A 15,071-nucleotide genomic window follows, 5' to 3' on the forward strand; every position below is an offset into this window, starting at 1 on the left:
TTTTCTTTAGGCCTGATGCAAAGTCGTCATTTGAAAAAGGAGAGTGCTGTGTCGCGTAGACGCGTCGTAGTCACCGGTATGGGTATGTTGTCGCCACTGGGCACGGATGTGCCGAGCAGTTGGCAGGGCATTCTGGCTGGCCGCAGTGGCATTGGTCTGATCGAACACACCGACCTTTCTGCCTATTCCACCCGCTTTGGCGGCTCGGTAAAGGGCTTCAATGTCGAGGAATACCTGTCGGTCAAGGAAGCGCGCAAGCTCGACCTGTTCATTCAGTACGGTCTGGCGGCCGGCTTTCAAGCCGTACGCAATGCTGGCCTGGAAGTCACCGATGCCAACCGTGAACGCATTGGCGTGGCCATGGGTTCGGGTATCGGCGGTCTGACCAACATCGAAGAAACCAGTCGCACCCTGCACGAAACCGGCCCGCGCCGGATTTCTCCGTTCTTTGTGCCTGGCTCGATCATCAATATGATTTCCGGTTTCCTGTCCATCCACCTGGGTGCACAGGGGCCTAACTACGCCATCGCCACAGCGTGTACCACCGGTACGCACTGCATCGGCATGGCGGCCCGCAACATCATGTACGACGAAGCCGACGTGATGATTGCCGGCGGTGCCGAGATGGCCGCGTGCGGTCTGGGCATGGGCGGCTTTGGCGCCTCCCGTGCACTGTCGACCCGCAACGACGAACCGACCCGTGCCAGCCGTCCGTGGGACAAGGGCCGTGATGGCTTCGTCCTGTCCGACGGCGCCGGCGCCCTGGTGCTCGAAGAACTCGAGCACGCCAAGGCCCGTGGCGCGACCATCTACGCCGAGCTGATCGGTTTCGGCACCAGTGGCGATGCGTTCCACATGACGTCGCCACCTGCCGATGGCGCCGGTGCTGCGCGTTGCATCACCAATGCGCTGCGTGACGCGAAGATCAACGTCGATCAAGTGCAATACATCAACGCTCACGGTACTTCGACGCCGGCCGGCGACCTCGCCGAAGCCAACGCGATCAAGTCGGTGTTCGGTGATCACGCCTATAAACTGGCGGTCAGCTCCACCAAGTCCATGACCGGTCACCTGTTGGGTGCAGCGGGCGCGGTCGAGGCGATCTTCAGCGTGCTGGCGATCAACAGCCAGGTGGCGCCGCCGACCATCAACCTCGATGAGCCGGATGAAGGCTGCGATCTCGACTTCGTGCCGCACACGGCGCGCAACATGGATATCGATGTCGTGCTGTCCAACTCGTTCGGGTTTGGCGGCACCAACGGCACGTTGGCGTTCCGTCGGTTCGCCGGCTGATGGACTGCTGGGTCGACGGTCAACCGGCTGACACTCTGTCGCTGAAAGATCGCGGCCTGGCTTACGGCGACGGTCTGTTCGAGACCATCGCCGTGCGTAACGGCCAGCCTTTGCTGCTGGAGCGTCACGTGGCGCGACTGGCCGAAGGCTGTTCACGCCTGGCCATCGCGGCCGACATCGAGCTGATCCGTAGCGAGCTGCAAGCCTATGCGGCGGCCATGGGCGAGGGTGTGCTCAAGCTCATCCTCACCCGTGGCGACGGTTTGCGCGGTTATGCGCCGGATCCTTCGGCGCCGGGCCGACGCATTCTGCAAGGCAATCCTCCTGCTGCTTATCCTGCCGTCCATGGCGAGCAAGGCGTTCGCCTGTTTTCGTGTACGACGCGTTTATCTGTCCAGCCCTTGCTGGCAGGTCTCAAGCACCTCAATCGTCTGGAACAAGTCCTCGCTCGCGCCGAATGGCAAGACAGCGAGCACGCCGAAGGCTTGATGCTCGACCAGGCGGGTCGTGTGATCGAGGGCGTGTTCAGCAACCTGTTTCTGGTGCGCGATGGCGTGCTGGTCACGGCGGATCTGAAACGCTGCGGGGTGGCCGGTGTGATGCGCGCCGAACTATTGTTTCAGGCAGCGTCATCGGGTATCCCCGTGCAAATCACCGATATCAGCCTTGATCAGCTGCAATGGGCTGATGAAGTCTTTGTCTGCAACAGCGTGTATGGCGTCTGGCCGGTACGCGCGTACGCTGCACTGAGCTGGCCGGTTGGGCCGCTCACCCGTAAACTGCAAACCATTGCCCGCACGCTACTGGATGCCTGATTCGTGAGACGTAAACTTTTGCTGCTGCTGGAAACCGGACTGGTTCTGGCAGGGCTGCTGCTGGGCGCCAGCGCCTGGAAGATTCATTCGGCACTGGAACAGCCTCTGAATATCACGCAGGAAGAACTGCTGGATGTGCCCAAGGGTTCCACGCCGACCCGCACCCTTCTCGGACTTGAAGCCGATGGCGTGATCAAGGACGCTTTCTGGCTACGCATTTATTGGCGTTTCAATCTGACGGGCACCCCGATTCATACGGGCGAGTACCGCATGCAGCCGGGCATGACCGTCAAGGGTCTGATCGAGCTGTGGAAGCGTGGCGAAGTGGTTCAGTACAGCCTGACCCTCGTCGAAGGCTGGAACTTCCATCAGGTGCGCGCCGCTTTGTCGAAAGACGAAAAGATCGAGCAGACCCTGACCGGTCTGAGCGACAGTGATGTGATGGCCAAAATCGGCCACAAGGGCTTGTTTCCCGAAGGTCGGTTCTTCCCCGACACCTACCGTTTCGTGCGCGGGGTCTCCGATACCGAGTTGCTGAAAAAGGCCTTCGACCGCCTCGACGAAGTGCTGGCCAAGGAATGGGAAAACCGCTCCACTGATGCTCCCTACACCGAGCCTTACCAGGCGCTGATCATGGCGTCACTGGTGGAGAAGGAAACCGGCGTTCCGCAGGAGCGTGGCCAGATTGCTGGCGTGTTCGTACGTCGCATGGCGCTGGGCATGCAGTTGCAGACTGATCCGACGGTGATCTACGGTCTGGGTGATCGCTACAACGGCAAGCTGACTCGTGCGCATCTCAAGGAAGCCACGCCGTACAACACTTATGTGATTCCGGGGCTGCCGCCGACGCCGATTGCGATGGTTGGCCGCGAGGCGATTCACGCCGCGTTGAACCCGGTGGAAGGCACCAGCCTCTACTTTGTAGCTCGTGGCGATGGCAGCCATGTGTTCTCCGACGACCTCGATGCGCACAACAGTGCGGTGCGTGAGTTCCAGCTCAAACGGCGCTCGGATTACCGTTCGAGCCCGGCGCCGGCTTCGACACCGGAAGCCGCTCCGACAACCGGGGAAGCCGCTCCTGCCGCATCACCCGACACTGCGCCAGAATCGTTGCCGCAGGTTCCTGCCCAGGAGCCCGAGCCGACTCCGGAAACCGAAGCGGCCGCACCGCAAACCGCGCAATGACTTTGATTAAGGACTGCCTGTGACTGGCTTGTTTATTACCCTGGAAGGCCCGGAAGGCGCCGGCAAGAGCACCAACCGCGAATACCTCGCCGAGCGCCTGCGCGCCGCCGGTATCGAAGTGGTGCTGACCCGCGAGCCCGGCGGTACGCCGCTGGCCGAGCGTATTCGTGAGGTGTTGCTGGCCCCGGTCGACGAAGTGATGAACCCGGACACCGAGCTGCTGCTGGTGTTTGCCGCCCGTGCCCAGCATCTGGCTGAAGTCATTCGCCCGGCGCTGGCCCGTGGTGCCGTCGTCTTGTGCGACCGGTTCACCGATTCGACTTACGCCTATCAGGGTGGCGGTCGTGGTTTGTCGCTGGAGCGTATCGCTGCACTGGAGACTTTCGTGCAGGGCGACCTGCGTCCCGACCTGACGCTGATTTTCGATCTGCCGGTGGAAATCGGTTTGGCCCGGGCCAGCGCCCGGGGTCGTCTGGATCGCTTCGAACTGGAAGGCCGGGCGTTTTTCGAGGCGGTGCGCAGTGCTTTCCTCAAGCGTGCCGAGGCCGATCCTATGCGTTACGTGCGGATCGACGCCGGTCAGCCGTTGGCCAAGGTTCAACAATCGCTGGATACCCTGATTCCGAACTTGCTGGAGCTGTGCCGTGGCTGAGGCCTATCCGTGGCAGGACAGTCTCTGGCAGCAACTGGCCGGTCGCACTCAGCACGCCCACGCGTATCTGCTGCACGGTCCCGCCGGGATCGGCAAGCGCGCGTTGGCCGAGCGGCTGATGGCCAGTCTGCTGTGCCAGCGTCCGACGCCTGAAGCCTGCGGCGAGTGCAAATCCTGCCTGCTGCTCAAGGCCGGCAGCCACCCGGACAATTACATCCTCGAACCGGAAGAAGCGGACAAGGCGATCAAGGTCGACCAGGTGCGTGATCTGGTCAGTTTCGTGGTGCAGACCGCGCAACTGGGCGGTCGCAAGGTGGTGCTGATCGAGCCGGTGGAGTCGATGAACATCAACGCCGCCAACGCCTTGCTCAAGAGTCTCGAAGAGCCGTCGGGCAATACCGTGTTGTTGCTGGTCAGTCACCAGCCGAGCCGTCTATTGCCGACCATCAAGAGCCGCTGCGTGCAACAGGCCTGTCCGCTGCCGAGCGAGGCCATGAGCCTGCAATGGCTGGCTCAGGCATTGCCGGAATGCTCCGAAGACGAACGGGTCGAGCTGCTGACTCTGGCCGCTGGCTCACCATTGGCCGCTGTCACGTTGCAGGGGCAGGGCGTACGTGAGCAGCGTGCGCAGGTTGTGGAAGGCGTGAAGAAGCTGCTCAAACAGCAGCAATCGCCGACGCAACTGGCCGAGGAGTGGAAAAACATTCCGATGCTGCGCCTGTTCGACTGGTTCTGCGACTGGTCGAGCCTGATCCTGCGCTATCAATTGACCCAGGATGAAGCGGGCCTCGGCCTGACCGACATGCGCAAGGTCGTGCAGTACCTGGCGCAAAAAAGCGCCCAGCGTAAAGTCCTCGATATCCAGGACTGGATTCTCGCCCAGCGCCAGAAAGTCCTGAGCAAGGCCAACCTCAATGCCGCGTTGCTGCTGGAAGCGTTGTTGGTGCAATGGGCGAGTCTGCCTGGCCAAAGATAAGAATGTGTACCTAGACTCTGAACATCAGCAGTGGAGGTCAACATGAATGAACCCGTCAGCCCGGGGCCGCGCAACGGCATCTTGTCCCTGACCATCAAGGACAAGTCCGTCCTTTACGCCGCTTACATGCCGTTCATCAGGAACGGTGGCTTGTTCATCCCGACCAACAAGAGCTACAAGTTGGGCGACGAGGTGTTCATGTTGCTGAACCTGATGGATGAGGCGGAAAAGATACCGGTGGCCGGCAAAGTCGCCTGGATCACTCCCAAAGGCGCCCAAGGCAATCGCGCTGCCGGCGTCGGCGTGCAATTCAACGATGGCGACAACACCGCGCGCAGTCGCATCGAAACTCATCTGGCCGGAGCCCTGAAGTCCGACCGTCCCACTCATACGATGTAAGTTGCAGTCCTTTTTATGCTCGTAGATTCCCATTGTCACCTTGATCGCCTCGACCTCGCCGTTCACGACGGTTCCCTGGATGCCGCACTGGATGCGGCCCGCCAGCGCGGCGTCGGGCATTTCCTGTGCATTGGCGTCAGCGCCGATAACGCCGCCGACGTCAAAGCCCTGGCCGAGCGTTACGACGACGTCGATTGCTCGGTCGGCGTGCATCCGCTGGATGTGCAGCCCGGCGCGGCGCCGGCACTGGACTGGCTGCTGCATGAACTGAATCACCCGAAAGTGGTGGCGATCGGCGAAACCGGTCTGGACTACCACTACGAGCCGGAAGCCGCCGAATTGCAGCAGGAGTCTTTCCGTCTGCACCTGCAAGCCGCACAGCAGACCGGCAAACCGGTGATCATCCACACCCGTGGCGCCCGCGCCGACACGCTTGAATTGTTGCGCGAAGCTGCGCTGCCCCAGGCCGGTGTGTTGCATTGCTTCACCGAAGACTGGGACATGGCCAAGGCGGCGCTGGACATGGGTTATTACATTTCCCTGTCGGGCATCGTCACCTTCCGCAATGCCGATGCGCTGCGCGATGTGGCAAGCAAGGTCCCGGCGGATCGCCTGCTGGTGGAAACCGATTCGCCGTACCTGGCGCCGATCCCTTATCGCGGCAAGCCGAACCTGCCGCAATACGTGCGGGAAGTGGCAGAGTTTCTGGCGATGCTGCGGGGCGAGAACTATGAGCGCTTTGCCGAGCAGACCACGGAGAACTTCAAGCGACTGTTTCCGCTGGCGCACGTAAAAGCCTGAATCGCAGGCAAAAAAAACCCGGGTTCTGGGGGGTGAATCCGGGTTAAGACCATTAGGAGTAAAACAAAGGCACGCGGTCCTTTGGTACCTTTACCGGCGCGACACTTGGGGGAGATGTCGCCCGACAGTTCAAGTATTGATCAGTCTGGCGTTCAGTCCAGTTGGCCGGTCGGGGTTTTTAAACAAATTTGGAATACGTTCGCTTCGGTTATGTTCTCATTCCCCCCGAAACGTTCGTGAAATGAACAAGAAACACAGATATGGTCGGATGATCCGTGCATTTTTGCGCAAGTTAGGCATAATACGCGGCTTCGAATTTTGACCCCTACAGACCTTTTCTTATGCACAAAGAACCTCGTAAGGTCCGTGAGTTTCGTCGCCGCGAGCAAGAAATTCTCGATACCGCGCTCAAGCTGTTCCTCGAACAAGGTGAAGACAGTGTCACCGTCGAGATGATTGCTGATGCCGTGGGTATCGGCAAAGGCACGATCTACAAGCACTTCAAGTCCAAGGCGGAAATCTATCTGCGCCTGATGCTCGATTACGAGCGCGACTTGAACGAGCTGTTGCATTCGGCCGATGTCGACAAGGACAAGGAAGCCCTGTCCCGTGCCTACTTTGAATTCCGCATGCGCGACCCGCAGCGCTATCGCCTGTTCGATCGCCTGGAAGAGAAGGTGGTCAAGGGCAATCAGGTCCCGGAGATGGTCGAGGAGCTGCACAAGATCCGTGCCTCGAACTTCGAACGTCTGACCCTGCTCATCAAGGGCCGCATCAGCGAAGGCAAGCTCGAAGACGTGCCGCCGTACTTCCATTACTGCGCATCCTGGGCGCTGGTGCACGGCGCTGTGGCGCTGTATCACTCGCCGTTCTGGAGCAACGTGCTGGAAGATCAGGAAGGTTTCTTCCAGTTCCTGATGGACATCGGCGTGCGCATGGGCAACAAGCGCAAGCGCGACCCTGAAACGCCAAGCAGCTGAATCATTCAGTCGCCTTATGCGCCGTGTTTTTCGCTACATGGCGCAGTACCGCAGGAATATACTCAGGCATAGGGCTTGCTAAAACTTGAATTGTGAGTCAAGTTTTAGCCGCTCGATTTTCCATCGCCGGAGTGCTTCATGATCGTTGACCGTCAAGGCAGGCGTTTTCGCAATTTGCGGATCAGTCTGACCTCCGCCTGCAATTACGCCTGTACCTACTGCGTGCCCAACGGCAAGCGGCTGGTGGCTGCGCAGGATGAACTGTCGGCCGAGGCCATGGCACGCGGCGTTGCCTATCTGATCGAAGCCGCCGGCATCGAGCGCCTGCGCATCACTGGCGGCGAGCCGCTGGTCAGTCCCAAGCTCGAATCCTTCATGACCGCCGTCGGCAAGATGGGCCTGGAAGACATCAGTCTGACCACCAACGGCCAGCTCCTGGCGAAAAAACTCCCGCTGCTGGTCGATGCCGGCCTGCGACGCATCAACGTTTCCCTCGATACCCTGGACGCCGGCGCGTTCCGCAGCATTGCCCGTGGCGGCGATCTGGCCACCGTGCTCGACGGCATGGATCAGGCCGCAGCGGCAGGGATGAAGATCAAGGTCAACATGGTGCCGTTGCGCGGGCAGAACCTCGACCAGGTGATGCCGCTGCTCGATTACTGCCTCGAGCGTGGCTTTGAACTGCGCTTCATCGAGCTGATGCGCATGGGCCACCTGGCCACTGATTCCAACGCCTTCCTGCAACAGTTCGTCAGCCTGCAACAGTTGCTGAGCCTGATCGGCGAACATTACGAGTACGCGCAAACCGACGCGCCGGTGGACGCCACGGCCGTTCGCTATGCAATTCCCGGTCTCGGCAACTTTGGTGTGATCGCCAACGAAAGCGTACCGTTCTGCCGAACCTGCTCGCGACTGCGCTTGTCATCCACCGGATGGCTGCATGGTTGCCTGTCATCGAGCAACCGTCACTACGTCGGTGACCTGCTCGACAAGCCGCGCCACGAGGCGCTGCCAGCGTTGCAACGATTGCTGGTCAAAGCCTTGGGCGACAAGCAGGAAGTCGCGTTCTCCGGCGGCGCCACCGTCATGAAGATCATTGGCGGCTAAATCTCTCGCCACCAAAAATCTATTTCAAACCGGATACCTGCACATTTCCAAGGACTGGCGCAAAAGCTGCATCCTACGGCCATTCGCCGGTTTTCCGTCACCGGCTTCTGGAGGATTAGGATGCGTAGCCTGGTTTTGCTGCTGGCCGTTTTGGCGCTGGGCGGCTGTATGACTGTCAGTGACATGGCCGAAGGGACTCGCTACCAGATGAGCGACGCAGGTCTGCTGGATCACAGCGACAGCCGCCGCGTAAACAATTTCCGCATTCAGCCGGATTCGTTCATCTACATCGCGCAGGGTTCGTTCGCGCCGCCGGGTGGTTCCTACCCGCGTCCCAACGTAGTGGCTGAAGAGGCCTTCAAAGGTTTCGTCGAATACTTCCCGATGGTCCGTCGCGCCCGTGCGCCGGAAGGCCTCGACCAGGCGATGGGCGAAGCCCGTGATGCCGGTGCTCACTACCTGCTGTACACCCGTTTCGCCAAGGCTGACGACCGCATCGGCAACTCCGATGAATGGTTGGATCAGGAAGCCGTGGATCGCCTCGGTATCGACGGCGGCGTGATTCAGATCATGTTGATCGAGACCAGCACCCAGTATTTGATTGATACTGCACGGATCAAGAGTCGTGGCGGTTTACTGACGTTCCACGATAACAAGCCCGAAGACCTGATCGGCCCACCGCTGGCGCAGTACGCGCGCAGTCTGCTGGGCGTCGGGGACCAGTAATTCAAGGAGTACGCCATGAGTGGCCCGCAAAAAGCCAATGACCTGCTGGGGCAAATCCCCAAAACCAAAGGCTTGCCGCCGGTGCACTTGTGGAACCCGGATTTCTGCGGCGACATCGACATGCGTATCGCCCGCGATGGCACCTGGTATTACCTGGGTACGCCGATCGGGCGCAAGCCGATGGTCAAGTTGTTCTCCACGATCATCCGCCGCGATGGTGATGACTATTTCCTGATTACTCCGGTCGAGAAAGTCGGGATCAAGGTCGATGACGCGCCATTCGTGGCGATTGCCGTCGAGGTGGAAGGCGAGGGTGAGGCGCAACTGCTGCGCTTTACCACTAACGTCGATGAAACCACCGAGGCCGGCCCGGAGCATCCGATCCGCGTCGACATCGATCCGACGACGCAAGAACCCGCGCCCTACGTGCATGTGCGCACCAATCTCGAAGCGCTGATCCACCGCAACGTGTTCTACCAATTGGTCGAACTGGCTGTCAGCCGTGAAATCGATGGCCAGCGCTGGCTCGGCGTCTGGAGTGGCGGCGAGTTCTTCCGCATCGGCCTCGAACCCTAAGAAACCGCAGTCTGTGAAAGCAGGCTGCGGTTTTTTGTCGTTGACTCTCAATCGTATGATGATTAGTTTGGGCAACCACAGCGAACGGCTTCGGGGTATCCATGTCGAGCAGTTTTCACGCATCAACGGTTGACTGGCTGGGCGCCTGGATTGCCGCCGGCCAGGTAAAACCGGGGCAGGCGATCAAAGTCGAGGCCGATCTGGGCGAACAGCTCGGTGTCAGCCGCACCGTGATCCGCGAAGCGATCAAGACCCTCGTCGCCAAAGGCATGCTCGAAGTCGGGCCCAAAGTCGGCACGCGGGTCTTGCCGATCAAGCGCTGGAACCTGTTCGACCCGCAAGTCGTGGGTTGGCTGTCGCGCAGCGGCCTGCCGGAAAACTTCGTCGATGACCTGCTCGACCTGCGCCGCACCATCGAACCGATGGCGGTGCGCTGGGCCTGCGAGCGGGCGACCGTCGAACAGGTGCAAGCCGTGCAGCAGGCCTACAATGCCTTGGAGCGGGCGGTGGACAGCGGCATTGATTACAACCGCGCCGACCAGTTCTTCCACGAATGCATTCTCGCCGCCAGCCACAATCAATTCATCGAGCAAATGGTGCCGGCCCTCGGTGCGCTGCTCGCCGTGTCCTTCGAAGTCTCGGCGGCCGACCCCGACGAATTGCGCCGTACCTTGCCCATCCACAAAGACATGGCCGACGCCATCGCCGCTCGGGATGCCGCGCGCGGGGTATGGGCCTGCATGACCCTGATCGACAATGCCGACCTGGCCATCAAGCGGTTCTACCCGCAGGTGATGGCCGACAAAAAAGCCAGCTGACAAAAACAACAAGACAGGAGGTTGCATGACGTGGACTGCGGCTACAGAGCATCGGGCGCAATTGGGCGAAGGTCCGTTCTGGGACGCACCGACCCAGGCGCTGTACTGGGTCGACATCGCCGGCAAGCAGGCGCTGCGCCTGATCGGGCAGAACGTGCAGATCTGGCAGATGCCGGAACACGTCTCGGCGTTCATCCCCTGCGCCAGCGGCGACGCGCTGGTGACCCTGAGCAGCGGCGTCTACCGACTCGACCTGGATTCCCCCGGACTTGAGCCGCGGCTGACGCTGTTCTGCGTCGCCGACCCGCAACCGGGTAACCGCGCCAACGAAGCGCGTTGCGATGGCCAGGGCCGCTTGTGGCTCGGCACCATGCAAAACAACATCGGCGAGCAGGGCGAAGATCTGCCGATCACCCGTCGTTCCGGTGGGTTGTTCCGGATTGATCCGGATAAACGAGTCACGCCATTGCTGCGTGGCCTGGGGATTCCCAACACGCTGCTCTGGAGTGACGACGGCACCACGCTGTTGTTCGGCGATAGCCTCGACAGCACCTTGTATCGCTATTTCATACACACCGACGGCAACCTCGACACGGCCCGGTCTTGGTACAGCGCCGATCAGAACGGTGGCCCGGACGGTTCGGCGATGGACGCCGAAGGCTATATCTGGAACGCCCGCTGGGACGGCAGCTGCCTGCTGCGCCTGACACCGGATGGCCAGATCGACCGCAAGATCGACCTGCCGATCAGCCGCCCGACCAGTTGCGTATTCGGGGGCGCCGATCTGAAAACCCTGTACATCACCAGCGCCAAAAGTCTGCTGAACCACCCGCTGGATGGCGCCGTGCTGTCGCTACGAGTGGACGTCGCAGGAAAGCTCTGTACGCGATTTGCCAGTTAAATCCCATAATATGGGATGCAAAATTATATATTGAGATTATTTGGCGGTCGGGTTTATAGTCGGCTCCAGCAGTAACACGCACTCACACTTAAAAAGAACAAAACAGGTGAAGTGATGCAGCGAATCTCTATCGCACTCCCCAGCGGAGTCAGCGTCCCGCAACGGCCCGATGCCGTCAGCGGCGCTCGCCTGTTGTGTTCCAGAAGCCTTCCAGACCGGACATCGTCAGATGCCCGGTTTTTTTATGCTTTCCAACAGGAGTCCTGATTCATGGCTGAACCTCTGTCCCTGCCACCGGTACCCGAGCCACCGAAAGGCGAGCGCCTGAAAAACAAGGTTGTGTTGCTGACCGGCGCCGCCCAAGGCATCGGCGAAGCGATCGTCGCGACTTTCGCCTCGCAGCAGGCGAAACTGGTGATCAGCGATATCCAGGCTGAAAAGGTCGAGAAGGTCGCTGCGCACTGGCGCGAGCAGGGCGCCGATGTGCAAGCGATCAAGGCCGACGTCTCGCGTCAGCAGGATCTGCACGCCATGGCCAAACTGGCCATCGAGCTGCACGGTCGTATCGACGTGCTGGTCAATTGCGCCGGCGTCAACGTGTTCCGCGATCCGCTGGAAATGACCGAAGAAGACTGGCGCCGCTGCTTTGCCATCGACCTCGACGGCGCCTGGTATGGCTGCAAGGCCGTGTTGCCGCAGATGATCGAGCAAGGCATCGGCAGCATCATCAACATTGCCTCGACCCATTCCACGAACATCATTCCCGGCTGCTTCCCGTACCCGGTGGCCAAACATGGCCTGCTCGGGCTGACCCGCGCGCTGGGCATCGAGTACGCGCCGAAGGGTATTCGCGTCAACGCCATCGCCCCAGGCTACATCGAAACCCAGCTCAACGTCGATTACTGGAATGGCTTCGCCGACCCGCACGCTGAACGCCAGCGCGCCTTTGACCTGCATCCGCCAAAACGCATCGGCCAACCGATCGAAGTGGCGATGACGGCCGTGTTCCTGGCCAGCGACGAAGCGCCGTTCATCAACGCCTCGTGCATCACCATCGATGGTGGTCGTTCGGTGATGTACCACGACTGAAAAACCGGATTCCAGGTGGAAAGGTCCGCCTGAAATCCAATCATCATACGATATGACTATTGTCCTGATGATTGACAGAAACATGCTTCGACCGCTTCAACGCTTTTCAAATAACGCTCAAGAAAAATAACAAGGAGTCTGCTTATGAAACGTCGTTTCGGGATTCGTACCCTGTGCAGTGCCGCGCTGGCGGCCACTGCGTTCAGCCTGAGCGGTTCGCTGCTGGCCGCCGATCCGGTGAAGATCGGTTTTCTGGTCAAGCAGGCCGAAGAGCCGTGGTTCCAGACCGAATGGGCCTTCGCAGAAAAAGCGGCCAAGGACAAAGGCTTCGAGCTGATCAAGATCGCCGTGCCGGACGGCGAGAAAACCCTCTCGGCCATCGACAGCCTCGCGGCCAATGGTGCCAAGGGCTTCGTGATTTGCCCGCCGGACGTGTCTCTCGGCCCGGCGATCATGGCCAAGGCCAAACTCAATGACCTGAAAGTGATTGCCGTGGACGACCGTTTCGTCGACGCCAACGGCAAGTTCATGGAAGAGGTGCCGTACCTCGGCATGGCCGCGTTCGAAGTCGGCCAGAAGCAGGGCGCCGCCATGGCCGCCGAAGCGAAAAAACGCAACTGGGACTGGAAAGACACCTACGCCGTTGTGAACACCTACAACGAACTCGACACCGGCAAGAAGCGCACCGACGGCTCGATGAAGGCCCTCGAAGACGCCGGCATGCCGAAAGATCACATTTTGACAGCCGCCCTGAAAACCCTCGACGTACCGGGCAGCATGGACGCCACCAACTCGGCGCTGGTCAAGCTGCCGGGCGCGGCGAAGAACCTGATCATCGGCGGCATGAACGACAACACCGTTCTGGGCGGCGTGCGCGCCACTGAAGCCGCCGGGTTTGCCGCCGCCAACGTGATCGGCATCGGCATCAACGGCACCGACGCGATCGGCGAGCTGAAAAAGCCCAACAGCGGCTTCTACGGTTCGATGCTGCCGAGCCCGCACATCGAGGGCTACAACACCGCCAGCATGATGTACGAGTGGGTCACCACCGGCAAAGAACCGCCGAAGTACACCGCGATGGACGACGTCACCCTGATCACCCGCGAGAACTTCAAGCAAGAGCTGGAAAAGATCGGCCTGTGGAACTGACGGCAGCGGCGGCCCGGGCAACCGGGCTGTCATCGGTGTGAAGAGGTGGCTTAAATGCACGCGCAAGTACAAACACAACAACACAGTGCCGGCAGTCTGCGCTTCAACGGGATCGGCAAGACCTTCCCCGGGGTGAAGGCGCTGGACGGCATCAGCTTCGTCGCCCATCCCGGGCAGGTGCACGCCTTGATGGGCGAGAACGGCGCCGGCAAATCGACGCTGCTGAAAATCCTCGGTGGCGCCTACATTCCCAGCAGCGGCCAGCTGCAGATCGGCGAACGGACGATGGCCTTCAAGTCCACCGCCGACAGCATCGGCAGCGGTGTGGCGGTGATTCACCAGGAGCTGCACCTGGTGCCGGAAATGACCGTGGCCGAGAACCTGTTCCTCGGCCACCTGCCGGCCAGTTTCGGTCTGATCAATCGCGGTGCGCTGCGTCAGCAAGCCTTGGCTTGTCTCAAAGGTCTGGCCGATGAAATCGATCCGCAGACCAAGGTCGGGCGCCTGTCCCTCGGCCAGCGGCAACTGGTGGAAATCGCCAAGGCGTTGTCCCGTGGCGCCCATGTGATTGCGTTCGACGAACCGACCAGCAGCCTCTCGGCTCGGGAAATCGACCGGTTGATGGCGATCATCGGCCGGCTGCGCGACGAGGGCAAAGTGGTGCTCTACGTTTCCCATCGCATGGAAGAAGTGTTCCGTATCTGCGACGCGGTCACGGTGTTCAAGGACGGTCGCTACGTACGTACCTTCGAGGACATGAGTCAGTTGACCCACGATCAACTGGTGACTTGCATGGTCGGGCGCGACATTCAGGACATCTACGATTATCGCGGTCGCCCGCGCGGTGCGGTGGCGCTGAGAGTCGATGGCTTGCTCGGCCCGGGCCTGCGTGAGCCGATCAGTTTCGATGCGCACAAAGGCGAAATCCTTGGCCTGTTCGGACTGGTCGGGGCAGGGCGCACCGAGCTGTTCCGGTTGCTCAGTGGCCTGGAACGCAACACCGCCGGGCGCCTGGAATTGCGCGGCCATGAACTGAAGCTGCGTTCGCCCCGCGATGCGATTGCCGCCGGGATTCTGCTGTGCCCGGAGGACCGCAAGAAGGAAGGCATCATCCCGCTCGCCAGCGTCGCCGAGAACATCAACATCAGTGCGCGCGGCGCGAACTCAGGGCTCGGTTGCCTGCTGCGCGGGATCTGGGAAAAGGGCAATGCCGACAAACAGATCAAGGCCCTGAAAGTGAAAACGCCCCACGCCGGGCAACAGATCAAGTTCCTCTCCGGCGGCAACCAGCAGAAGGCGATTCTCGGCCGCTGGCTGTCGATGCCGATGAAAGTCCTGCTGCTCGACGAGCCGACCCGGGGCATCGATATCGGCGCCAAGGCCGAGATCTACCAGATCATCCATAACCTGGCCGCTGACGGCATTTCGGTGATCGTGGTGTCCAGTGATCTGATGGAAGTGATGGGTATTTCCGACCGCATTCTGGTGCTGTGCGAGGGCGCCCTGCGTGGCGAAGTCAGCCGCGACCAGGCCAACGAATCCAACCTGCTGCAACTGGCTTTGCCGCGCCACCGCGCTGACGGCGTGGCGAACTGAGAGGTGAC

At 60.7% G+C, this 15,071-nt stretch carries 16 protein-coding genes; all 16 read left to right on the forward strand.

The genetic code is table 11. The features are described from left to right. Positions 1 to 48 precede the first annotated feature (48 nt). The 16 genes from fabF (at position 49) to araG (ending at position 15,063) form a co-directional block, all read left to right on the forward strand. A complete protein-coding gene (gene fabF / locus AC07N4_RS25755) occupies positions 49 to 1,293 on the forward strand; it encodes a beta-ketoacyl-ACP synthase II (protein WP_007908259.1) in 1,245 nt (414 codons plus the stop codon). Further along, on the forward strand, positions 1,293 to 2,108 hold the full coding sequence (gene pabC, locus AC07N4_RS25760) for an aminodeoxychorismate lyase (RefSeq protein WP_493066351.1): 816 nt from the start codon (positions 1,293 to 1,295) through the stop codon (positions 2,106 to 2,108). Before fabF ends, pabC begins: the two co-directional genes overlap by 1 nt. Before the next feature lie 3 nt (positions 2,109 to 2,111). Further along, positions 2,112 to 3,293, forward strand: coding sequence for an endolytic transglycosylase MltG (mltG, locus tag AC07N4_RS25765; RefSeq protein WP_493066352.1), 1,182 nt, complete (start codon positions 2,112 to 2,114; stop codon positions 3,291 to 3,293). A 19-nt stretch (positions 3,294 to 3,312) separates the two neighbouring features. Continuing rightward, complete coding sequence (gene tmk / locus AC07N4_RS25770) at positions 3,313 to 3,945, forward strand: dTMP kinase (protein ID WP_493066353.1); 633 nt, start codon at positions 3,313 to 3,315, stop codon at positions 3,943 to 3,945. Then, a complete protein-coding gene (locus tag AC07N4_RS25775) occupies positions 3,938 to 4,921 on the forward strand; it encodes a DNA polymerase III subunit delta' (protein ID WP_096820963.1) in 984 nt (327 codons plus the stop codon). The genes tmk and AC07N4_RS25775 overlap by 8 nt, the downstream gene beginning before the upstream one ends. 42 nt (positions 4,922 to 4,963) lie before the next feature. Continuing rightward, positions 4,964 to 5,320, forward strand: coding sequence for a PilZ domain-containing protein (locus AC07N4_RS25780; protein ID WP_085704734.1), 357 nt, complete (start codon positions 4,964 to 4,966; stop codon positions 5,318 to 5,320). A gap of 15 nt (positions 5,321 to 5,335) precedes the next feature. Further along, entirely contained in the window at positions 5,336 to 6,121 is a 786-nt protein-coding gene (locus tag AC07N4_RS25785) for a TatD family hydrolase (RefSeq protein ID WP_085730469.1), read from the forward strand. Between the two features lie 341 nt (positions 6,122 to 6,462). Beyond that, positions 6,463 to 7,101: a TetR/AcrR family transcriptional regulator gene (locus tag AC07N4_RS25790; RefSeq protein WP_007950805.1), complete on the forward strand. Its 639-nt coding sequence runs from the start codon at positions 6,463 to 6,465 to the stop codon at positions 7,099 to 7,101. A gap of 138 nt (positions 7,102 to 7,239) precedes the next feature. Further along, positions 7,240 to 8,208: a GTP 3',8-cyclase MoaA gene (locus AC07N4_RS25795; protein WP_102622542.1), complete on the forward strand. Its 969-nt coding sequence runs from the start codon at positions 7,240 to 7,242 to the stop codon at positions 8,206 to 8,208. Positions 8,209 to 8,328: 120 nt separating this feature from the next. Beyond that, the gene (locus tag AC07N4_RS25800) at positions 8,329 to 8,934 is read left to right on the forward strand and encodes a DUF4823 domain-containing protein (RefSeq protein ID WP_007950810.1); all 606 of its coding nucleotides are present in this window, start codon (positions 8,329 to 8,331) and stop codon (positions 8,932 to 8,934) included. 15 nt (positions 8,935 to 8,949) lie between these two features. Next, entirely contained in the window at positions 8,950 to 9,510 is a 561-nt protein-coding gene (locus tag AC07N4_RS25805; RefSeq protein WP_493066354.1) for a DUF1285 domain-containing protein, read from the forward strand. A 101-nt stretch (positions 9,511 to 9,611) separates the two neighbouring features. Then, the gene (locus AC07N4_RS25810) at positions 9,612 to 10,328 is read left to right on the forward strand and encodes a FadR/GntR family transcriptional regulator (RefSeq protein ID WP_007950814.1); all 717 of its coding nucleotides are present in this window, start codon (positions 9,612 to 9,614) and stop codon (positions 10,326 to 10,328) included. Between the two features lie 25 nt (positions 10,329 to 10,353). Beyond that, positions 10,354 to 11,229: an SMP-30/gluconolactonase/LRE family protein gene (locus AC07N4_RS25815; RefSeq protein ID WP_493066355.1), complete on the forward strand. Its 876-nt coding sequence runs from the start codon at positions 10,354 to 10,356 to the stop codon at positions 11,227 to 11,229. A gap of 270 nt (positions 11,230 to 11,499) precedes the next feature. Continuing rightward, complete coding sequence (locus AC07N4_RS25820; RefSeq protein WP_102622546.1) at positions 11,500 to 12,318, forward strand: SDR family oxidoreductase; 819 nt, start codon at positions 11,500 to 11,502, stop codon at positions 12,316 to 12,318. Between the two features lie 144 nt (positions 12,319 to 12,462). Continuing rightward, the gene (locus tag AC07N4_RS25825) at positions 12,463 to 13,467 is read left to right on the forward strand and encodes a substrate-binding domain-containing protein (RefSeq protein ID WP_493066356.1); all 1,005 of its coding nucleotides are present in this window, start codon (positions 12,463 to 12,465) and stop codon (positions 13,465 to 13,467) included. Positions 13,468 to 13,521: 54 nt separating this feature from the next. After that, entirely contained in the window at positions 13,522 to 15,063 is a 1,542-nt protein-coding gene (gene araG / locus AC07N4_RS25830) for an L-arabinose ABC transporter ATP-binding protein AraG (protein WP_493066357.1), read from the forward strand. Positions 15,064 to 15,071: the final 8 nt, after the last annotated feature.

It is taken from the genome of Pseudomonas sp. GW821-FHT09E04 (assembly GCF_059416185.1).